The sequence below is a fragment of the Neorhizobium sp. S3-V5DH genome (genome assembly GCF_004343065.1).
Taxonomy (GTDB): Bacteria; Pseudomonadota; Alphaproteobacteria; order Rhizobiales; family Rhizobiaceae; genus Neorhizobium; species Neorhizobium huautlense.
The window spans coordinates 71,650-91,953 of record NZ_SMCL01000008.1 but is presented as its reverse complement, the minus strand read 5'-3'; the positions used below and the strand labels follow the sequence as shown (position 1 = coordinate 91,953).

Genomic DNA, 20,304 nt, shown 5'->3' with positions numbered 1-20,304 from the left:
CATGGCATTCCAGGCGGGGCATAACGCAGCTATGTCCCCTGGACGACTTGTTTACCAGAATGACCTTCATCGCTTGAAGAGGTTTGAGCGCTCTGATCCGGGGGGTAAAATGGCTGTTCATGTGATTGAGGAAGCGCCGGCGAAATCCAGCCGGCGCGGTATCTGGGGCTGGATGCTCTTCGACTGGGCAGCTCAGCCCTTTTTTACCGTCGTCACGACCTTCGTGTTCGGCCCCTATTTCGTCGCCCGATTGACCAGTGACCCTGTCTCGGCACAGGCAGCCTGGAGCAATATGGCGACGATCTCCTCGATCACCATTGCCATACTGTCACCGATCCTCGGCTCGATCGCCGATCAATCGGGTCCTCGAAAGCCATGGATCGCGTCTTTCGCCGCGGTCAAAATCACCTGCGTCGCTATGTTGTGGTTCGCAGCGCCCGGCTCCCCGATCATTTGGCCGCTGATTTTCATGATCCTGGCCTCCATCGCAGCCGAGTTTTCCACCGTCTTCAACGATTCCATGATGCCGCGCCTCATCAGCAAGGACGAGGTCGGCAGGGTTTCGAATGTCGCCTGGGGCCTCGGTTATCTCGGCGGCATGATCGTGCTGATCGCAGTGGTGGCGCTCCTCGCAGCAAGCCCGGATACCGGGTTGACCCTGATCGGCATTCCCCCGCTGTTCGGGCTCGACCCTCATCTCGGAGAAGACGCCCGCATTACCGGCCCGATCGCGGCGCTTTGGTATTTCCTCTTCATTCTTCCCATGTTTTTCTTCACGCCCGACACCAGAAAGGCGATGCCCTTTGCAGAGGCTGTACGCTCCGGCTTGCAGGAGCTTGCAGGAACTGTCCGTGAATTGAAGCAGAGGGCGGGCATTTCCAGGTTCTTGATCGCGCGCATGCTCTATCAGGACGGCGTCAACGGCGTGCTGATCCTTGGCGGCACCTTCGCTGCTGGAATGTTCGGTTGGGCCACGATAGAAATCGGCATCTTCGGAATCCTGCTGAACGTGGTTGCCATCTTCGGCTGCATTGCCGCCGGTGCGCTCGACAAGGCGATGGGATCGAAGCGTGTCGTCTCAGCGAGCCTCGTATGCCTGCTGATTGCAACCCTCGGCATTGTCTCGACGGGCCCAGGTTTCGTCTTCTTCGGCATGCTTCCGCTGCCCATGGACGACGGAGGAGGGTTGTTCGGAACAGCTGCTGAAAAAGCCTATCTGCTCTTCGGCCTGTTGATAGGCGTCGCCTTCGGCCCTGTGCAGGCTTCGTCGCGCTCCTATCTTGCCCGCAGCGTCAGTTCTTCCGAAGCAGGTCGGTTTTTCGGGATCTACGCGCTGTCGGGCCGGGCTACCAGTTTCATGGCGACACTCTTCTTTTCGCTGGCCACCTATGCGACCGGATCGGCGCGGCTGGGAATGGCCACGCTGATCCTCTTCCTGCTGGCTGGTTTCCTCTTGCTGCTTACGACGCCATACCCGGCCGGTAACCCCGACGCAGCACCGGAATGATAGTCGGCTGATCAATGCCGGAAATGGCGCATGCCGGTAAAGACCATGGCAACGTTGTGCTCGTCGGCAGCGGCAATCACCTCATCGTCGCGCATCGAGCCGCCCGGCTGGATAACGGCCGTTGCGCCGGCCGCGATCGCCGATAGCAGGCCGTCGGCAAAGGGAAAGAAAGCCTCCGAGGCAACAGCTGAACCCTTGGTCATCGGTTCCGCCCAACCCATGGCCTTTGCCGCTTCCTCCGCCTTGATGGCGGCGATGCGTGCGGAATCTACCCGGCTCATCTGTCCGGCGCCGATGCCGGCGGTCTGGCCGTCCTTGGCATAAACGATTGCATTGGACTTCACGTGCTTGGCCACCTTGTAGGCGAACTTCATGTCTTCGAGCTCGCGCTCGCTCGGCGCCCGCTTCGTCACGACACGCAGATCGATATCCTCGATCATGCCGTTATCCCGGGTCTGGACGAGGAGCCCGCCTGAAACGGTCTTGGCGGTGATCCCCCGCGAGCGCGGGTCCGGCAGGCCGCCGGTCACCAGTAGCCGCAGGTTTTTCTTCGTGGCAATGATTGCCTTGGCTTCGTCCGAAACCTCGGGAGCGATGATCACTTCGGTGAACAGCTTGACGATTTCTTCGGCAGTCTCGCCGTCAAGAAGCTGGTTTAATGCGATGATGCCGCCGAAAGCGGAGGTGGAATCGCAGGCAAGCGCCCGCAGATAGGCGTCCTTCAAGCTCGGGCCCGTCGCCACGCCACAAGGATTGGCATGCTTGATGATGGCACAGGCCGGCGCCTTTGCGGGCGCAAACTCGGCAATTAGCTCGAAAGCCCCATCCGTGTCGTTGATGTTGTTGTAGGAAAGCTGCTTTCCTTGCAGAAGCTTGGCGGTGGCGACGCCGGGGCGGTTTTCGCCGGTAACGTAGAAGCCCGCGCTCTGGTGCGGGTTTTCGCCGTATCGCATCTCTTCTTTCAACACACCGCCAATCGTCCGGTAGCGTGGAATTTCGATGTCCAGCGCTTCGGCGAACCAGTTGGAGATCGCCGTGTCATAGGCCGCTGTGCGCGCATAGGCTTTGGCGGCAAGCTTCTGACGGAAGGCATAGACCGTTTGCCCATCGTTGGTCCGCAGCGCTTCGATGAGTGCAGGATAGTCGGAGGGATCGACGACGGTCGCGACATAGGCATGGTTCTTGGCTGAGGCGCGGATCATCGCGGGCCCGCCGATGTCGATATTCTCAACCGTGGTCGGATAATCGCCGCCGGCGGCGCGCACCTCTTCGAAGGGATAAAGATTGATGACGGCGAGATCGATGGCTTCGATCCCGTGCTCCTTCATCGCGGCCGCATGCTCCTGGTCGTCCCGGATGGCGAGAAGTCCGCCATGCACGGTCGGATGCAGCGTCTTTACGCGACCGTCCATGATTTCCGGAAAACCCGTCACTTCCGATACGTCGGTCACGGGAAGACCCGTCGCCGCGATCGCCTTGTGTGTTCCGCCTGTCGACAACAGCCTCACGCCCTGAGAGACCAAGGCCTCAGCGAGCTCTATGATGCCGGTCTTGTCGGAGACCGAAAGCAGCGCGGTGCGAATTTTGATACGATCGGGAGCAGGGATTTTTTTGGAAACGACGGCCATCGGTCTCTCCTGGGAACGCGCCATAGATCGGCACTGCGAAGGATTGCCGCCGTTAGCATAGCTTCTGCCCTCAGGGGAAGCCTATTCGCCGCGCCTCAGCATCCAACGGATTTCCGATATGTGCGGCAGGGAGAACTCGATGACGAGCTGCTGGCTCGGCCTGGCACCGGAAACATCCGCAAAAAAGATATCCTCGTCGATCAAGACCTGCAGGCCGGGAGCTGCGAAAACCCACGTTTCGCCATCCGCCGCGCGCATGACGACGCTTTCTTCATCACGTCGCAGGAGCGTAATCGCCGGGTGGATATGAAACCGTGCCGCTGCGCTGAAGGGATCGTCGTCGGCTGCCTCTCCTTCGGGCAGGAACAAGCGATCATGCCCCTTGATCTTGTTCCCCTTGGCGTTGAGTCCGATCTCGCGCTCGTGCAGATAGCCGAATTCGCGGACATAGCCATCGTGGATAGCCCGCAGCCAGTCGTTGCCATGCGGGTCGTCCCAGCGTTCCACCTCCACCTCCGATACGCCGCCAAGTAAGATCGGCCCCGCCAGCCTGGATCGGGCAACGCGGCCGGAGGATGTTTCATTGAGCGTCACGGTCGAATGGGCGGCGGTCGAGCGGGCGATCTGCCGGTAGGTACGGCTGCCATGTTTCGGCGCGCCGCTGTTGACGATGAAGCGGTGCCGGCCGGAGGACATTTCGAACGAAAGGCAGCCGGCATGAGCTCCGCGTGAAAGCTCCGTCGAAAGCGCATGCCCCGTATCGACGATCAGCGTGGTGCCTTCTGCCGAAAGCCGATGGTAATTCATGTGCGGCAGGGCCTTGAACGGCTTGCCGGCGGTTTCGTCGTACCGCAATACGGACATCAGCTCGCTTGCAGGCGTGGCACTGGCCCCGTTGAACAGAGCAAGATCACCATCCTGGTGACGGAAGAAACGCAGGGCGGGATACATTCGGTCGATTGTCGGGATGAGCTTCTGCGGCAGGTCGTGGCCCAGGTTGATATAGGTCTGTCGAAGCGGCAGAAGGTCGATGAGCAGGTCGAGCACCGTCCGCGGATTGCGCGATACATGGCCTCCGTCCGGCAGGATCTGGCGTTCCAGCTCCCGGTCGAGCCGATTGCCTTCGCGGCGGATATAGGCAGCCCGCGTCGGCATCGAGATCGAGGCCATGGCGAGCGCGATGCGGAGCCTCAGCCGGGTATCGCCTTCGGGCGTACAGCCGGCTATCTTCCGTAGGTAGCGTACCTGATAAGCTAGGCTTTTCATGAAGCGCCGGTAAAAACCCGCCTCGGCACCCTGCAAGACAACCGTGGAGTGGGAGAGCCAGGCGATCACCCGCTCGGCCGCCACATTTGCCTCCCATGCCAACCCCTTCGGCCGCCGACCGTAGAGTGCTATCCAGTCGGCCACCACCTGACGAACATGGGCACAGCTGGCTTCGGTCTTGTTGGTGCGGATATGCCTCAGCCAGGCAAAGGAGTGCAGCCGCTCGGCAAAGGCGCGAGATGGAAGCTCGACGGAAAAGGGCGAGCGCCCGTAAGTTTCCAGAATACGGCCGGCTAACGGAAAGCGGCCTTCAAGGATCTCTTCCGCGACAAAAGGATCGAGCGACCTCAAGTCCGTGGGTGCAACGATCAACCGGTCGGGAACGTGGAGAGAAAAAGAGGTGGCAGCCAGACGCAATCCGGCGGACCGCCGGCAAAAGCGGCGCCAGATTTCCCGCAAGCCGTAGGAGAAGAGCCTCCGGCGATCTGCGAGCCGCATGGTCAATCTAGAACACTCCGCAGGATTCGATCTCCAGCCGGTCGGCCGGAATCACTTTAGCTCATTCGAAACAATGGGCTTGTATGGTGAACAAAGCCTTACTGGCGCTGAAGCACGCTTGCGAAGAATCCGTCCATTCCACCTGCGAATTCGTCGTCGCCTGGTAACATTGCCGGCGTCGTTCGGAATTCGCCAAGCGGAGAGATCGCCTCTTGCAAGCCGGGCCAATCCTGCGCTTCTGCAGGCCGACGCTTCAGATCAGGATGATCTGCCAGCACCCGTTGCACCAGTTCCTCACCTTCGGAAGGATCGAGCGAGCAGTTGGAAAAAACCACGATGCCCCCGGGCTTCACCAGCGTGATTGCATGACGCAGCATCTTTTCCTGCAACGCAGCAAGCTTTGCGATATCCCCCGGTCCTTTGACCCAGAGCACATCGGGGTGCCGACGCGTCGTGCCTGTCGAGGAACAGGGCGCGTCGAGCAGGACGCCGTCCAGCAGTTCTTCGGGCTTGTAGTCGAAAAGATCGCCGGCAATGAACTCTGCCTCAAGGCTCAGTCGCGCAAGATTTTCCTTCAATCGAGCCAATCGGTTGGCAGATTGCTCGACGGCCGTCACCTTAGCGCCGGCCGCGACCAATTGCGCGGTCTTGCCGCCCGGCGCTGCGCAAAGGTCCGCCACCCGCTTGCCCTTCAGATCCCCCAAAAGTTTCGCAGGAATGCTGGCTGCCGCATCCTGCACCCACCACACACCCTCCGCAAATCCTTCAAGCGCCGATACCGCTCCTTCGAACATCGGCATCCGGATACTGCCTGTCGGCAGAAGCTTGCCCCCGAGTTTTTCGGCCCAAACTTCTGGGTTGGACTTCACTGTCAGATCGATCGCCGGCGGCACGAGCTGGGCCTCCGCGATGCGAGCCGCCGCAATCTCGCCGTAAGCAGCGACAAGCCGTTGGCTGAACCAGCCCGGTACGGGCGAGATAGAGGCTGTTCGTACTAGAACCTCGTCCTTCTCGCGCACCAGCCTGCGCAGTACGGCATTGACGAGCTTTGCAAAACGGCGGTTACGTGGGTCTCGATTGGCCTGTTCAACGGCAAGATCCACAACCGCATGGGGCGGCACGTCGAGATGGAGAATTTGCGCCGCAGCGGTAACAAGCACGTGGTGGAGGGCGCGCGCGCCTTCCGGGAGCGGCGTCTCGATCAGCGATGCAATTGCCGCTTCGAGCCGCGGCAGGTGCCGCAGCGCCGTTGTGAGAATCGCGCGGGTCAATGCGCGGTCCGCATCGCTGAGTGCTTTGTAGGCCGGATTGCCATGGACCGGATCGAGCATGCCGTCGAGCGAGATCTTCCGATCCACGACCGCCGCCAGCAGTTTGGCCGCGGTCGCTCGCACTTCGAGCCCCGGTTTCAGCGCTTCGCCCTGTACGGGGCCTTGCGCGGGCAAGTCCGGTTTCCTGCGATACTGCTTGTGCGAAGGCGACTTCTTGTTTTTCTTGGGCTCACTCAAGACCAGGGACCTTTTCGCGGTTCATTGGAACCGCGGCCCCAGCCGGTCGTCGGCACGGAGCGCGCGGTGCGCTGGGGTCTACCAGCCCTGAAGCCGCCCGTCGAGCCGCCGCCGGGGAACTTGCCTGCCATCTGCTCCAGGGCCGCAATCCGGTTTTCGGTGTTTGGATGGGTCGAAAACAGGTTATCCATTCGCTCGCCCGACAGAGGATTGATGATGAACATATGCGCTGTAGCGGGATTGCGTTCGGCGTCATAATTGGGAATGGCATGTGCCGCGCCGGCTATCTTGGCGAGCGCCGAGGCAAGCCACAGCGGGTTACCGCAGATTTCGGCGCCACGTTGGTCGGCGGAATATTCACGGGTGCGGCTGATCGCCATCTGCACCAGCATGGCCGCGAGCGGCGCGACGATCATCGCCACCAGCACGCCGATAAAACCCAGCGGGTTGCTATTGTTCTCGCGGTTGCCGCCGAAGAAGAAGGCGAAATTGCCGAGCATGGAGATAGCACCCGCCAGCGTCGCGGTAATCGTCATCGTCAGCGTGTCGCGGTTCTGGATATGCGCCAGCTCATGGGCCATCACGCCCGCCACCTCCTCATGCGTCAGGCGCTGCAAGAGGCCCGTGGAGGCGGCAACGGCAGCATTCTGCGGGTTGCGCCCCGTGGCAAAGGCGTTCGGCTGGGGATTATCATAGATGTAGACCTTCGGCATGGGCAGGCCTGCATTGGCCGCCAGGTCCCGGATCATATTATAGAATTCCGGAGCCGTGCGTGCGTCCACCTCCTGGGCATGATAGGCGGACAATACCATCTTGTCCGAATTCCAGTAGGAAAAGAGATTCATGCCTGCCGCGATCACCAGGGCAATCATCATCCCGCCCCTGCCGCCGATCAGGAATCCGACGCCCATGAACAGGGCCGTCATGAAGGCCAGAAGCATGGCGGTGCGCATCACGTTCATCGTCATCTCTCCGTTGCCGATGCCGCTCAAGGGTTTTCCTGCGGCGACGAACGCCCTATGATGTGGTCAATTCGACCGCAGTTTTCAATAAACCATCCAGTGATCCGAAAGATGCAGAACGCAGAGAACGACAATCGCGACACCGCCACAAAGGAAGAAGCTCCACCGAGACCTCTGCCCCCAGCGGCCCAGCGCGCGCTGAAGGAAGCTGAGGAACGCCGGCAGGCGGAAGCGAAGACCGAGACGCCGGCAGAATATGGCGGCCGCGGTGGCGCCGATCCCGCCCGTTTCGGCGATTGGGAAATCAAGGGCCGGGCAATCGACTTTTAAGGTAAATATTCCTATTGACTTTGGCGCATGATCGGAATTTATTCCTTTCATGCTCAAGGAACTTCTAATTCTGGCTGGTTTCGTCACAACCCTCTTCACGCAAGCATCGGCGCGCGAGGAGATCTCAGGACCTGTCACCGCGAAAATTCTGCGGGTTATTGATGGCGACACCCTGCTGGTTGAAGCCCAGCCCTGGCCGCAGCAAAAGATGGAAGTCTATGTCCGGATACGCGGCATCGATGCGCCAGAATTGAAATCAAAATGCGATCACCTCCGCCGGGAAGGGCTTGATGCGCAGCAGGCCTTGGAAACCTTGGCCGCAGCCTCTTCCAGAATTCAACTCACGCGTATTTCAGGCGACAAATATTTCGGCCGCATCGTCGCCGACGTCATCTTGTCGGACGGGCGCAATGCCGCAAGCAACCTCCTGCTTGCCGGCCTCGTGCAAGACTATGACGGAGGCAGGAAGCCACACCGGATCTGTAATACCGATTGAAAGACTTTCGTCGTTTGAACTGCCCCCGAAAGTTGGACGACAACTTTCGGGGATCGGTTCTGGGGAGGCGGCCCTTTTGTCAGCCTGCCTTGTTCTGGCGGTTCGTGATAAGGTCATCGACAACGCCGGGATCGGCAAGTGTCGAAGTATCCCCGAGCGCCCCGAAATCATCCTCGGCAATCTTGCGCAGGATGCGGCGCATGATCTTGCCGGAGCGCGTCTTCGGTAGACCTGGCGCGAACTGGATCTTGTCCGGCGCCGCGATCGGGCCGATCTCCTGACGGACGTGCTTGACCAGTTCCTGCCGGAGCGCATCGTTGCCTTCATTGCCCGCCATCAGGGTGACATAGCAATAAATACCCTGCCCCTTGATATTGTGCGGGTAGCCGACAACAGCAGCTTCAGACACCAGATGATGTGAAACGAGGGCTGATTCGACCTCGGCAGTGCCAAGCCGGTGACCGGACACGTTCAAGACATCATCGACGCGACCGGTGATCCAGTAATAGCCGTCTTCGTCGCGGCGGCAGCCGTCACCGGTGAAGTACTTGCCCTTGTAAGTGGAGAAATAGGTCTGGATGAAGCGCTCGTGGTCGCCATAGACCGTGCGCATCATGCCCGGCCAGCTGTCGCTGATGCACAGGTTGCCGTCAGCCGCCCCTTCCAGCACCTTGCCCTCGCTGTCGACCAGTTCGGGTTTCACGCCGAAGAACGGCCTGGTGGCCGAACCCGGCTTCAGATCCGTCGCGCCCGGCAGTGGCGTGATCATATGCCCGCCGGTCTCCGTCTGCCACCAGGTATCGATCACCGGGCAGCGCTTGTCGCCGACGACATTGTAATACCATTCCCAGGCCTCCGGGTTGATCGGCTCGCCGACCGTGCCGAGCAGGCGCAGGCTGTCCCGCGATGACCGCTTCACGAACTCATCTCCGGCTCCCATCAGCGAGCGGATCGCCGTTGGCGCGGTATAGAAGATGTTGACCTTGTGCTTGTCGATGATTTCCCAGAAGCGGCCCTGATCCGGAAAATTCGGCACGCCTTCGAACATCAGCGATGTGGCGCAATTGGCGAGCGGTCCGTAGACGATATAGGAATGCCCCGTCACCCAGCCCACATCGGCAGTACACCAGTAGATGTCGCCGTCGTGATAGTCGAAGACATATTCATGGGTCATCGCCGCATAGACGAGATAGCCGCCGGTGGTGTGCAGCACGCCCTTGGGTTTGCCGGTGGAGCCCGACGTGTAGAGGATGAAGAGCGGGTCTTCCGCCTTCATCTTTACCGGCTCGCAATGCGGCTTCACACTGGCGATTTCCTGGTGATACCAGAGGTCGCGGCCGGGCGCCCAGTTCGTCTTGCCGCCGGTGCGGCGTACGACGAGCACCTTGTCGACCGTCACATATTGCCGGGCAGCGATATGGATGGCGGTATCGGTATTTTCCTTGAGCGGCACCGGCTTGCCGCCGCGCACGCCCTCGTCGCAGGTGATCACGAAAGTAGACTCGCAATCGACGATGCGGCCGGCCAGCGCTTCAGGCGAAAAGCCGCCAAAGACCACCGAATGGACCGCCCCGATGCGGGCGCAGGCGAGCATCGCATAGGCCGCTTCCGGGATCATCGGCATATAGATGGTAACGCGGTCGCCCTTCTTGACGCCGTGCTTTTTCAGGACGTTGGCCAGCCGGCAGACCTGATCGTAAAGCTGATTATAGGTGATCTTCTTGTCGATATAAGGGTTGTCGCCCTCCCAGATGAGCGCAGTGCGCTCCCCATGCGTCTTCAGATGCCGGTCGATGCAGTTGTAGGAGACGTTGGTCAGGCCGTCTTCGAACCACTTGATCGAGACCTTGCCTTTGAAGGAGGTGTTCTTGACCTTTGTGTAAGGCTTGAACCAGTCGATGCGCCTTCCGTGTTTGCCCCAGAACTTGTCCGGGTTCTCGATGCTTTCCTCATACCACTTCTCGTACTTTTCCTTATCGATCAAAGCTCTCGCTTTGGTGGCCTTGAGCACCGGATAAACTTTTTCGGACATGAATACCTCCCCATCGAACGACGCCGCAGCCAATGGTCGACTAGGCAATCTGTTTTGCATTCATAACAGGTGAAGCCGGCCCGGCAATTAGACAAACGGCCATGTCATTTGAAGATTTGCAATTCCGTCGCATTTCAGCTATAGGGCGGTAAATTCCCGGAAATTGTGGTTGATACCCACGGCCCGCGACACCGGCGCGGACGACAGAGGAACTATACCCATGGCCCAACAATTGCTTATGCCGAAGGCGACCGCTGTCTGGCTCGTCGACAACACCGCCCTTTCGTTCGACCAGATTGCCAATTTCTGCAAGCTTCATCCTTTGGAAGTGAAGGCGATTGCCGACGGCGAAGCGGCGCAGGGCATCAAGGGCCTCGATCCGATCGCCACCGGCCAGCTTTCCCGCGACGAGATCGGCCGGGGTGAGGCAGACGTCAACTACAAGCTCAAGCTCCTCGAGCCCAAGGTACGCGTGCCGGAATCGAAGCGCCGCGGCCCGCGTTATACGCCGGTTTCGAAGCGCCAGGACCGCCCAAATGCCATCCTCTGGCTGGTCCGCAATCATCCGGAACTCAAGGACGCCCAGATTTCCCGCCTTGTCGGCACCACGAAATCGACGATCGAGCAGATTCGCGAACGCACTCACTGGAATTCCGCCAACCTGACGCCCATGGATCCGGTCACGCTTGGCCTTTGCAGCCAGATCGATCTCGACCTGGAAGTCGAACGCGCCTCCAAGGGCCGTCCGCTGCCGACGGCTGCCGAGCTCGGCGCCTCACTGCAGCCGGCTTCCGAGACCGAAAACCTGGGCTTCAGCTATCGCCCGGAACGCGAGGAAGAAAAGGAAATCGATGCGGATGCCGTCTTCGCGAAATTGAGCTCGCTGAAGTCCAATCGCCGCGACGAGGAAGACGAGGACGATCGCTTCTAAGCAGATCCGCCTGCCATTCCATTGAACGCAAAAACCCGCCGATCCGGCGGGTTTTTTTTGGTCCAAAGGACGCGGTCGGCCGCTGTTTCAGGCCGCCTGCAATGCCGCGTCGAGCGGAATTTCCACGTCGATCTCAAGGATCGAAACGTTCTCGTCACGGTCCATCTTTACGTGCACCTTGTCACTGTCGAGCTGTACGTGCTTGGCTATGACGGCCAGGATTTCCTCACGGAGCACGGAAACGAGATCGGAACTGCTGGAAGCGCGCTCATGCGCCAGGAGCACCTGCAGGCGCTCGCGCGCCATTGGCGCAGACCTTTGTTTGCGGAAAAGGCTGAAAATGCTCATGCGGCCTTCCTTCCGAAGATTTTGCCGAAGATACCCCGCTTTTCACCGGGAATCGTGATCGGCAGCACCTCGCCGGCAAGCCGGCGGGCGGCGTCGAAATAGGCCATTGCCGGAGCGCTGCGGGCGTCCGCCAAAGTGACCGGTGCACCGATGTTGGAAGCGCGCAGCACATCCATGCTTTCCGGAATGATGCCGATGAGCGGAATCGAGAGGATCTCCAGAACATCGTCGACCTTCAGCATGTCGCCCCGCTCGGCTCGGTTCGAATCGTAGCGGGTCAGCAGCAAGTGCTTTTCGATGCGTTCGCCCCGTTCGGCCTTGGCGGTCTTGGCGTCGAGAAGCCCGATGATCCGGTCCGAATCGCGCACCGAGGAGACTTCCGGGTTGGTCACGACCACCGCGATATCGGCGTGGCGCATGGCAAGCGTCGCACCGCGCTCGATACCGGCCGGGCTGTCGCATATCACCCAGTCAAAAACTCGCTTCAGCTCCGTGATGACCGTCTCGACCCCTTCAGGAGTAAGAGCGTCCTTGTCGCGTGTTTGCGAAGCAGGCAGCAGGAAGAGTGTTTCCAGCCGCTTGTCGCGAATCAGCGCTTGGCTGAGTTTTGCTTCGCCCTGGATGACGTTGACCAGATCGTAAACGACCCTGCGCTCTGCGCCCATGACCAGATCGAGATTGCGCAAACCAACGTCGAAGTCGACGATCACGACCCTGTCGCCCTTGTGCGCCAAAGCCGCTCCCAACGCGGCGGAGGAGGTCGTCTTGCCGACCCCGCCCTTGCCTGACGTGACTACTATGACTTTCCCCATGTTTCTCTCCTGTTTCCCAGCCGTCTCCGGCTCAGATAAGTGTCTCTGCCATGATTGTATCGCCCTCGAGCCAGAGCTGGACGGGTTTTCCACGCAAGCTCGGAGCCATGTCTTCAGCCATCTTGTAGATGCCGTCGATCGCCAGCAGTTCCGCCTCCATCTTGCGGCAGAAGATGCGCGCCGAGGCGTTGCCGACCGAACCCGCCATCGCCCGGCCGCGCAGCGTCCCGTAGATGTGGACGGACCCGCCGGCGATGACCTCGGCGCCCGAAGCTACCGAACCGATGACGGTCACATCGCCCTCCGGAAAGATCACCGATTGGCCTGAGCGCACCGGTTCCCGGATGATGATGGACTGCAATGGCTGCCGGCTTTCGACGACTGCGGATTTGCTGTCGGCCGGGTTGTTCTGCAGCTCGATGACCGGTTCTTTGGCCACGGCTTCGTCGGAAACAGGCCTCCCGCCCTTCAGAGCGGGCGGCATGCCCTGGCCAAGGATCGAGGGACGCGCGCCTTCGATGCCCATGATGCTGACATTGCGCTGGCTGAACTCGGCGAGCAGCTCCTTCAATTGAGCCCGGTCGATCGGCAGATCCGTAACATCCAGAACGACGGGACGTCCTAGGAAAAAACCGGCCGAACGCGCCGCCAGATCGTCCAACCTTGCGAGCCAGTCGTCGAACGGAAGATCGGGAGAAAGGACGACCGCCAGAAAAGAGCGGCCCTTGATGCGGATCGATCGAGCGTCTGTTAGCACTTTGGTCATCTACGTAAATAAATCGTTGACCGTGTGTACTGCCGGTATGGTTAACAAGTAGTTAACGCCAAGCTCCGTTGGGCCAGTTTATTAAGCGGTTGGGTAATAGAAAACCTCCGGCCGACGCCGGAGGTTTCAAGGGCTCGGCAGGTTTTCCTAAGATTCACGCTGCTGCGCTGCGCGCATATCCATTCGCCTTCAGGATGGATGTGATTTCATCGAGAATGGCGGGATCGTCGATCGTGGCAGGCATTTTCCATGGCATTCCATCGGCAATCTTCTGCATGGTGCCGCGCAGGATCTTGCCTGAACGGGTTTTCGGCAGGCGATCGACGACCATCACCGTCTTGAAAGCCGCAACCGGGCCGATTTCGTTTCGGATGAGCCCCACGACTTCCTTCTTGATCAGGGCATGATCACGCGCGACATTGTGCTTCAGGACAACGAAACCGCAGGGAACTTGGCCTTTCAGCGCATCCGACACGCCGATGACCGCGCATTCGGCGACGTCTGGATGCATGGCGCACACCTCCTCCATCGCTCCCGTGGAAAGCCGGTGCCCCGCGCAGTTGATGACGTCGTCGGTGCGGGCCATGACGAACACATAGCCCTCATCGTCCACAAGCCCTGCATCGGCGGTCTTGTAATAGCCGGGAAATTCGGCAAGGCAGGCGTCACGGAACCGTTCGTCGGCCTGCCAGAAGCTGACGAGACAACCGGGGGGCAGGGGCAATTTCACGACGATATTGCCGAGCGTCCCCGACGGTACCGGGTGACCGGCATCGTCAAGCACATCGATCGCATAACCCGGCATCGGCCGCGTAGGCGAACCGTGCTTGGTCGGCATCAGGCCGAGCCCCATCGTATTCGCCGCCATCGGCCAGCCAGTTTCCGTCTGCCACCAGTGGTCTATGACCGGGATCCGAAGCTTCTGCTCTGCCCACTTCAGGGTTTCCGTATCGGCGCGCTCTCCCGCCAGAAACAATGCCGTCAGACTGGACGTATCGAATCTGGCGATAAAATCACCCTCCGGGTCTTCTCGGCGGATGGCTCTGAAAGCGGTCGGCGCTGTGAACAGAACCTTGACGCGGTGGTCGTTGATCACCCGCCAGAAGGTACCTGCGTCAGGTGTGCCGACCGGCTTTCCCTCAAAGATCACGCTGGTATTGCCGGCCAGAAGTGGCCCGTAGACGATGTAGGAATGGCCGACCACCCAGCCTATGTCGGAGGCTGTCCAGAAGACGTCTCCCGGTTTCAGGCCGTAGATATTCTCCATGCTCCAGCGGAGCGCCACCATGTGTCCGCCGTTGTCGCGGACAACGCCTTTCGGCTGTCCCGTCGTGCCGGACGTGTAAAGGATGTAGAGCGGATCGGTGGCCTTTACCGCGACGCACGGCACCTCGGTACCGCTGACCTTTTCCATTTCGACCGCATCGGCGAAATCGCGATCTCCATGCTCGTAGCGGAGCGGCGCGTGTAGCTGATCGCGCTGAAGGATCAGGCAATAATCCGGCTTGGTCTTGGCCATGTCGATCGCTTGATCGAGAAGCGGCTTATAGGCCACCACGCGCCCGGGCTCCAGACCGCAGCTTGCGCTGATGATCACCTTTGCCTTGGAGTCTTCGAGCCTCGCGGCCAGTTCCTGTGCAGCGAAGCCGCCGAAAACGACGGAATGGACCGCGCCGAGGCGGGCGCAGGCAAGCATGGAGAACACCGCTTCCGGCACCATCGGCATATAGATGATAACGCGGTCACCTTTGGCTACGCCATGTTTTCTGAGGACTGCGGCGATCGCCTGTACCTCGACAAGCACGTCGTCGTAGGTGAAGCTTTTCTGCGTGCCGGTCATCACGCTGTCATAAATGAAGGCCCGTTGTCCGCCCCGTCCGGCCTCGACATGCCGGTCGAGGCAATTGTAGCACGTATTGGTCTCCCCGTCGGGAAACCAGCGGCCATAAACGCCTTGGTCCCTGTCGAAGATCCTGGCCGGTTGCTTGAACCAGTGAATCTCCTTTGCGGCGGCCCTCCAGAATTCTTCCGGATTTTGCTGCCAGCCCTTATAGGCGTCGAAATAGCGGCTTTGCATCTGCACCTCCCGTCACATGAGCACAGCCCGATGGCCGCCACTCTAGGATGGCGACGGATTACGGGAAACCCCGACGAAAGCGTGAGAGACTTGACAAAAGTCTATTATCGGGCACCGAAGATCGCCGAGCCTACCCTTACGCTGGTCGCGCCGAACTCGATCGCTGTCTCGAAGTCCCCCGACATGCCCATGGACAGCTTCTCCACTGCGCAATCTTGGGCGAGCCTGGCAAGCAGCGCAAAATGCGGACCGGGATTTTCCTCCGCCGGCGGAATGCACATCAAGCCTTCGACTGAAAGACCAAGTTCGTCGCGGCAGAAATCCACGAATTCGGCGGTCTTCTTCGGCTCGATTCCCGCCTTTTGCGGCTCCAGCCCGGTATTGACCTGCACGTAGAGCTTCGGCGATCTTCCCTGCCGTTTCATCTCGCCGGCCAGCGCCCGGGCGATCTTTTCCCGGTCGACGGTTTCGATGACGTCGAACAGGGCGACCGCGTCTTCCGCTTTGTTGGATTGCAGCGGCCCGATCAGATGCAGTTCGATGCCAAGCGTCTCCCCCTTCAGCTCCGGCCATTTGCCCTGGCTTTCCTGCACCCGGTTTTCGCCGAACACGCGCTGGCCGGCAGCAATCACCGGCCGGATGTGATCTGCGTCGAAAGTCTTCGATACCGCGACGAGCGCCACCGATCCGCCCGGACGCTTCGCCTGACGCTCCGCCTTGCCTATCCGTTCCTGAACTTCGTGAAGTCTCTGCTCGACGCTCATGATCACCTTTCCATTTCTTGCGATGTCAGCGAGTAGCCCTCATATAAGCCTCTGCCAAGGCCTTTCCGCCTGAAACTTTGCCCCTTCCCGACCCCGTAAAACTTGACGCTTGCGGGGTTTCATGGTGAAGGTCTCGCCCGACTCTTTATCCTGATTTCCCGGAATATCATCGAAATGGCGACTGAACGTTATAATCCGCGCGATGCCGAGCCTCGCTGGCAGCAGAAGTGGAACGAAGCCAAGGTCTTCGAGACCGACAACAGCGATCCGCGCGAGAAATATTACGTCCTGGAGATGTTCCCTTACCCGTCGGGCCGCATTCACATGGGCCATGTGCGGAACTACGCGATGGGAGATGTGGTTGCGCGTTACAAGCGCGCTCGCGGGTTCAACGTCTTGCATCCGATGGGTTGGGACGCCTTTGGAATGCCAGCCGAAAACGCCGCTCGGGACAACAAGGTTCATCCGAAGGCCTGGACCTACCAGAACATTGAAGCGATGAAGAAGCAACTGAAGGCCATGGGCCTTTCGCTGGACTGGTCGCGCGAATTCGCCACCTGCGATGTCGATTATTACCATCGCCAGCAGCACCTCTTCCTGGACATGATGGAAAAGGGCTTGGTCTATCGCAAGCAATCGAAGGTTAACTGGGATCCGGTCGATCAGACCGTGCTGGCCAACGAACAGGTTATCGATGGCCGCGGCTGGCGCTCCGGCGCCCTGGTCGAACAGCGAGAGCTGGTGCAGTGGTTCTTCAAGATCACCGAATTCAGCCAGGACCTGCTCGATTCGCTGGATGACCTGGATCAATGGCCGGAAAAAGTCCGGCTGATGCAGAAGAACTGGATCGGCCGGTCCGAAGGTTTGGCCTTGCGTTGGGAGATCGTCCCTGGCACCGCCCCTGCCGGTGAGAACGAAGTGGTGGTCTATACCACCCGCCCGGACACCTTGTTCGGTGCTTCTTTCCTGGCGATCGCAGCCGACCATCCGATCGCAAAGGCCGTTGCCGCACAGGATCCGGCTATCGAAGCTTTTGCAGAAGAGTGCCGACGTCACGGGACCTCGTTGGCTGCGCTGGAGACGGCCGAAAAGAAGGGCATGGATACCGGTATCCGGGTCAGGCATCCGCTCGATCCCTCTTGGGAACTGCCGGTCTATGTCGCCAACTTCGTGCTGATGGACTACGGCACGGGTGCTATCTTCGGATGCCCTTCCGGCGACCAGCGCGACCTGGATTTTGCCCGCAAATACGATCTGCCCGTGGTTCCGGTCGTTATGCCCAAGGGCGGCGATGCCGCGACCTTCGAGATCGGCAATACGGCCTACGTCGATGACGGCGTAATGATCAATTCCCGCTTCCTGGACGGTAAAACGACAGAGGAAGCTTTCGAGATCGTTGCCGATAAGTTGTCCGACACGCTGCTCGGCAATATGCCGCAGGGCGAACGCAAGGTAAATTTCCGCCTGCGTGACTGGGGCATTTCCCGGCAGCGGTACTGGGGCTGCCCTATCCCTGTCATTCATTGCGATGACTGCGGCGTCGTGCCGGTGCCGAAAGCGGATCTGCCGGTGAGATTGCCGGACGATGTGACCTTCGACCAGCCGGGCAATCCGCTGGACCGTCATCCGACCTGGCGACATGTTGCCTGCCCGAACTGCGGCAAGAATGCGCGTCGCGAGACGGATACGATGGATACGTTCGTCGATTCGAGCTGGTATTTCGCCCGTTTCACCGCGCCTTGGGAAAACGAGCCGACAGATCCAGCCGCCGCCAACCGCTGGCTGCCCGTCGATCAATATATCGGCGGTATTGAACATGCGATCCTGCATCTGCTCTATTCGCGCTTCTTCACCCGCGCCATGCGGGAGACGGGCCATGTCGACCTGAAGGAACCCTTCAAAGGCCTGTTCACCCAGGGCATGGTTGTTCATGAGACTTACCGTCGGGGTTCCGGGCAGAATGGCGAATGGGTAGCGCCTGCCGATATCCGCATTGAGGAAGTCGACGGCAAAAGACGCGCTACCCTTCTGGCGACCGGCGAGGAAATCACCATCGGTTCGATAGAGAAGATGTCGAAGTCCAAGAAAAACGTCGTGGATCCGGACGATATTATCGAGTCCTACGGCGCGGACACGGCTCGCTTCTTTGTGCTCTCGGACTCGCCGCCTGAGCGCGACGTCATTTGGTCGGAGGCCGGCGTAGAGGGTGCTCACCGCTTTACACAGCGGCTCTGGCGGTTGATCTCCGAAGCATCCGGAAACCTCTCCACCATCGAGCCGAAGCCGGCTAAGGGGGGCGAGGCGCTTGCGATCTCGCAGCTGGCCCATAAAACATTGAAGGCCGTCCAGGGAGACTACGACAAGCTTTCCTTCAACAAGGCGGTTGCGCGCATTTACGAGCTTGTCAACGCCTTGGCTGCACCGCTCGGCAGGGTCGCGGCGGGCGAAGGCGATTTGGCATTTCGAGCTGCGGTGCGCGACGCCGCGGAGATACTGGTGCAGATCGTGGCTCCAATGACACCGCATCTCGCAGAAGAATGCTGGGCTGCGCTTGGCAACGGCGGATTGCTGACCAAGACCGCCTGGCCGCAGTACGATGAAGCCCTAGTCGTCGAAAATGACATCACTTTGCCCATCCAGATCAATGGCAAGAAACGAGCCGAATTGACAATCGCCCGCGACGCGGATCAAAGTGCCGTCGAAGCTGCGGTTTTGGCGCTGGAAGCGGTGAGGGCGGCTCTTGATGGCCGGGCGCCAAAGAAAATCATCGTCGTCCCACAGAGGATCGTGAACATTGTCGTCTGACCGCTCCTTCCGTCGCATCGGCCTTATCTCCAGCCTTGTCCTGCTTGCCGTCGTGGCAGGCTGCCAGGTCCGTCCCCTCTACTCGGAGTCGGCGGGCACGGGCGAACGGCTTGCTGCGGTCGGTTTCTCCCACCCCCAGAGCCGCATTGACCAAGTCATCCGCAACCACTTGATCTTCCTGACATCTGGCGGTGCCGGTGAGTCTGTGCGCCCGGCCTATGACGTGAAGCTGTCGGCCACCAGCACGGCGTCGAGCATTATCGACGACGAGGACGACGACAACGTCTCCACGACGGGCGTACCTGTGCCCGGCCGTGTGCAGGTCGGGGCGACCTACACGATCACACGCTTGAGCGACGGGCAGGTGCTGAGGTCCAGCAAGCGCGAGGTGGTGTCTCTAATCGATGTTTCGGGGCAGGGCTTTGCCAAGCTTCGGGCCATTCGCGATGCTGAAAACCGCGCGGCACGCGAGCTTGCCGAGTTCATTCGCGCCGAGATCGCGATCGTAATAGCCCGCGAACCTCAGCCGCAGACGGTATGGCAGAAATAAAGTCCCACGAGTTCGACCGTTTTGCAGAAAAGGGTGTCGAACTCTACAAGATATTCGTCATTTACGGGCCTGATCGCGGTCTGGTCTCGGAACGCGCCGCGATAATCGCTGCCCGGACGGGAGTTCCGAAAGATGACCCATTCGCCACGCTGAAGCTGGATGTTTCAGATCTTCAGGGAGATCCAGGCAGGCTTCTGGATGAAGTGAACTCGCTCGGCCTCTTCGGCGGATCGAAACTTGTCTGGCTCCGCGGTGCCGCGAATGAAAAGCCGCTTCTCGATGCGGTTCAGATTCTCGCCGCAGGTTCGCCTCCTGCCAATATATTGATTATCGAGGCAGGGGATCTGAAAAAAGGGAGCGGTCTGCGAAAGACTGCCGAGCCCGCGAAATCCGTTGCCGTAATTCCCTGTTATGCGGATGACATAAGAGCCTTGAACAGCCTCATCGACAGCGAACTCGGAGGCGAAAACCTCAAAATCAGCACCGCGGCGCGGCAGAAGCTCCTGGACCTTCTGGGAGGAGACCGGGTTGCCTCTCGCAATGAGGTTCGAAAACTTGCCCTTTATTGCCGCGGCAAGGGTATGGTGGAGGAGGAACACATCCACGACATCATCGGCGATGCAAGCGGCGTTTCAGCCGACGAAGCAGTGGATGCGATCCTGAGTGGCGATCTGCCCAGCCTCCATCGCGCCATACAGAAAGTCCTCTCTTCCAAGACTCCGATTTTCCTCGTCCTGCAATCCTGCCTCAAGCAGTTCCAGCTGCTGGATCTGATGAAAGCTGAAATGGAAGAGAAAAAACTTCCCGTCGCACAGGTGATGATGACGCTCGGCCGACACATTCACTTCAAGCGCAAGCCGATGATGGAAAAAGCGCTCCGGACATGGAGCGCGCCGGCGTTGTCTCGCGAAACCGAACGTCTGCAATCTGCTATATTGATGTCGCGTCAGAAACAAAACCTTGAGCCGAGTATTGCTTTCCAAACCCTGATGGCGATCACTATTCAGTCAAGCCGTTGATTTTG

Annotated in this window: 17 protein-coding genes; 7 read left to right on the top strand and 10 right to left on the bottom strand. The window is 59.8% G+C overall.

Annotation, left to right across the window (positions count from 1 at the left end; translation table 11 throughout):
- The first annotated feature begins 109 nt into the window (after window positions 1–109).
- The gene (locus EDE09_RS13960; protein WP_105372182.1) at window positions 110–1,507 is read left to right on the top strand and encodes an MFS transporter; all 1,398 of its coding nucleotides are present in this window, start codon (window positions 110–112) and stop codon (window positions 1,505–1,507) included.
- A gap of 11 nt (window positions 1,508–1,518) precedes the next feature.
- Here EDE09_RS13960 and purH read toward each other — a convergent pair whose 3' ends face one another.
- From purH to htpX, 4 genes are all read right to left on the bottom strand, one after another.
- A complete protein-coding gene (gene purH / locus EDE09_RS13955; RefSeq protein ID WP_105372183.1) occupies window positions 1,519–3,135 on the bottom strand; it encodes a bifunctional phosphoribosylaminoimidazolecarboxamide formyltransferase/IMP cyclohydrolase in 1,617 nt (538 codons plus the stop codon).
- An 81-nt stretch (window positions 3,136–3,216) separates the two neighbouring features.
- Window positions 3,217–4,899, bottom strand: coding sequence for a heparinase II/III family protein (locus EDE09_RS13950; protein ID WP_105372184.1), 1,683 nt, complete (start codon window positions 4,897–4,899; stop codon window positions 3,217–3,219).
- Window positions 4,900–4,997: 98 nt separating this feature from the next.
- Window positions 4,998–6,344, bottom strand: a complete 1,347-nt coding sequence (locus tag EDE09_RS13945; protein ID WP_245505137.1) for a transcription antitermination factor NusB — start codon at window positions 6,342–6,344, stop codon at window positions 4,998–5,000.
- A 59-nt stretch (window positions 6,345–6,403) separates the two neighbouring features.
- Window positions 6,404–7,369 (bottom strand): zinc metalloprotease HtpX, encoded by a 966-nt coding sequence (gene htpX, locus EDE09_RS13940; protein ID WP_105372270.1) that lies wholly within the window; start codon window positions 7,367–7,369, stop codon window positions 6,404–6,406.
- Window positions 7,370–7,480: 111 nt separating this feature from the next.
- Here htpX and EDE09_RS13935 point away from each other — a divergent pair, with 111 nt between their 5' ends.
- Together EDE09_RS13935 and EDE09_RS13930 are read left to right on the top strand one after the other, a co-directional pair.
- Window positions 7,481–7,699, top strand: coding sequence for a DUF1674 domain-containing protein (locus tag EDE09_RS13935; protein WP_105372186.1), 219 nt, complete (start codon window positions 7,481–7,483; stop codon window positions 7,697–7,699).
- A gap of 49 nt (window positions 7,700–7,748) precedes the next feature.
- Window positions 7,749–8,195, top strand: a complete 447-nt coding sequence (locus tag EDE09_RS13930) for a thermonuclease family protein (protein WP_112796010.1) — start codon at window positions 7,749–7,751, stop codon at window positions 8,193–8,195.
- A 79-nt stretch (window positions 8,196–8,274) separates the two neighbouring features.
- Here the strand turns inward: EDE09_RS13930 and acs are convergent, their stop codons facing one another.
- Complete coding sequence (gene acs / locus EDE09_RS13925; RefSeq protein WP_105372188.1) at window positions 8,275–10,227, bottom strand: acetate--CoA ligase; 1,953 nt, start codon at window positions 10,225–10,227, stop codon at window positions 8,275–8,277.
- 220 nt (window positions 10,228–10,447) lie between these two features.
- Between acs and EDE09_RS13920 the strand changes: the two genes are divergently transcribed.
- Complete coding sequence (locus EDE09_RS13920) at window positions 10,448–11,158, top strand: DUF1013 domain-containing protein (protein ID WP_105372189.1); 711 nt, start codon at window positions 10,448–10,450, stop codon at window positions 11,156–11,158.
- An 87-nt stretch (window positions 11,159–11,245) separates the two neighbouring features.
- On the opposite strand, the gene minE is transcribed toward EDE09_RS13920, so the two are convergent.
- From minE to EDE09_RS13895, 5 genes are all read right to left on the bottom strand, one after another.
- Window positions 11,246–11,506: a cell division topological specificity factor MinE gene (gene minE, locus EDE09_RS13915; protein WP_105372190.1), complete on the bottom strand. Its 261-nt coding sequence runs from the start codon at window positions 11,504–11,506 to the stop codon at window positions 11,246–11,248.
- Entirely contained in the window at window positions 11,503–12,318 is an 816-nt protein-coding gene (gene minD / locus EDE09_RS13910) for a septum site-determining protein MinD (protein ID WP_105372191.1), read from the bottom strand. Before minD ends, minE begins: the two co-directional genes overlap by 4 nt.
- Before the next feature lie 31 nt (window positions 12,319–12,349).
- Window positions 12,350–13,084, bottom strand: coding sequence for a septum site-determining protein MinC (gene minC, locus EDE09_RS13905; RefSeq protein WP_105372192.1), 735 nt, complete (start codon window positions 13,082–13,084; stop codon window positions 12,350–12,352).
- Between the two features lie 154 nt (window positions 13,085–13,238).
- Window positions 13,239–15,161, bottom strand: a complete 1,923-nt coding sequence (locus tag EDE09_RS13900; protein ID WP_105372193.1) for a propionyl-CoA synthetase — start codon at window positions 15,159–15,161, stop codon at window positions 13,239–13,241.
- A gap of 104 nt (window positions 15,162–15,265) precedes the next feature.
- Entirely contained in the window at window positions 15,266–15,925 is a 660-nt protein-coding gene (locus tag EDE09_RS13895) for a YggS family pyridoxal phosphate-dependent enzyme (RefSeq protein WP_105372194.1), read from the bottom strand.
- 174 nt (window positions 15,926–16,099) lie between these two features.
- Between EDE09_RS13895 and leuS the strand changes: the two genes are divergently transcribed.
- From leuS to holA, 3 genes are read left to right on the top strand one after another with little or no spacing between them, the layout of a single operon-like run.
- Window positions 16,100–18,730: a leucine--tRNA ligase gene (gene leuS, locus EDE09_RS13890; RefSeq protein WP_132411072.1), complete on the top strand. Its 2,631-nt coding sequence runs from the start codon at window positions 16,100–16,102 to the stop codon at window positions 18,728–18,730.
- Window positions 18,720–19,280, top strand: a complete 561-nt coding sequence (locus tag EDE09_RS13885) for a hypothetical protein (protein WP_105372195.1) — start codon at window positions 18,720–18,722, stop codon at window positions 19,278–19,280. Before leuS ends, EDE09_RS13885 begins: the two co-directional genes overlap by 11 nt.
- Window positions 19,268–20,299, top strand: coding sequence for a DNA polymerase III subunit delta (holA, locus tag EDE09_RS13880; protein ID WP_132411070.1), 1,032 nt, complete (start codon window positions 19,268–19,270; stop codon window positions 20,297–20,299). The genes EDE09_RS13885 and holA overlap by 13 nt, the downstream gene beginning before the upstream one ends.
- Window positions 20,300–20,304: the final 5 nt, after the last annotated feature.

Bases quoted from the DNA above. Each gene is read 5' to 3' on its own strand.
- minD (WP_105372191.1), bottom strand. From the start codon at position 12,318: ATGGGGAAAGTCATAGTAGTCACGTCAGGCAAGGGCGGGGTCGGCAAG.
- EDE09_RS13935 (WP_105372186.1), top strand. From the start codon at position 7,481: ATGCAGAACGCAGAGAACGACAATCGCGACACCGCCACAAAGGAAGAA.
- minE (WP_105372190.1), bottom strand. From the start codon at position 11,506: ATGAGCATTTTCAGCCTTTTCCGCAAACAAAGGTCTGCGCCAATGGCG.
- EDE09_RS13930 (WP_112796010.1), top strand. From the start codon at position 7,749: ATGCTCAAGGAACTTCTAATTCTGGCTGGTTTCGTCACAACCCTCTTC.
- leuS (WP_132411072.1), top strand. From the start codon at position 16,100: ATGGCGACTGAACGTTATAATCCGCGCGATGCCGAGCCTCGCTGGCAG.
- holA (WP_132411070.1), top strand. From the start codon at position 19,268: ATGGCAGAAATAAAGTCCCACGAGTTCGACCGTTTTGCAGAAAAGGGT.
- EDE09_RS13895 (WP_105372194.1), bottom strand. From the start codon at position 15,925: ATGAGCGTCGAGCAGAGACTTCACGAAGTTCAGGAACGGATAGGCAAG.
- purH (WP_105372183.1), bottom strand. From the start codon at position 3,135: ATGGCCGTCGTTTCCAAAAAAATCCCTGCTCCCGATCGTATCAAAATT.
- EDE09_RS13920 (WP_105372189.1), top strand. From the start codon at position 10,448: ATGGCCCAACAATTGCTTATGCCGAAGGCGACCGCTGTCTGGCTCGTC.
- minC (WP_105372192.1), bottom strand. From the start codon at position 13,084: ATGACCAAAGTGCTAACAGACGCTCGATCGATCCGCATCAAGGGCCGC.
- EDE09_RS13950 (WP_105372184.1), bottom strand. From the start codon at position 4,899: ATGCGGCTCGCAGATCGCCGGAGGCTCTTCTCCTACGGCTTGCGGGAA.
- EDE09_RS13960 (WP_105372182.1), top strand. From the start codon at position 110: ATGGCTGTTCATGTGATTGAGGAAGCGCCGGCGAAATCCAGCCGGCGC.
- acs (WP_105372188.1), bottom strand. From the start codon at position 10,227: ATGTCCGAAAAAGTTTATCCGGTGCTCAAGGCCACCAAAGCGAGAGCT.
- EDE09_RS13900 (WP_105372193.1), bottom strand. From the start codon at position 15,161: ATGCAAAGCCGCTATTTCGACGCCTATAAGGGCTGGCAGCAAAATCCG.
- htpX (WP_105372270.1), bottom strand. From the start codon at position 7,369: ATGAACGTGATGCGCACCGCCATGCTTCTGGCCTTCATGACGGCCCTG.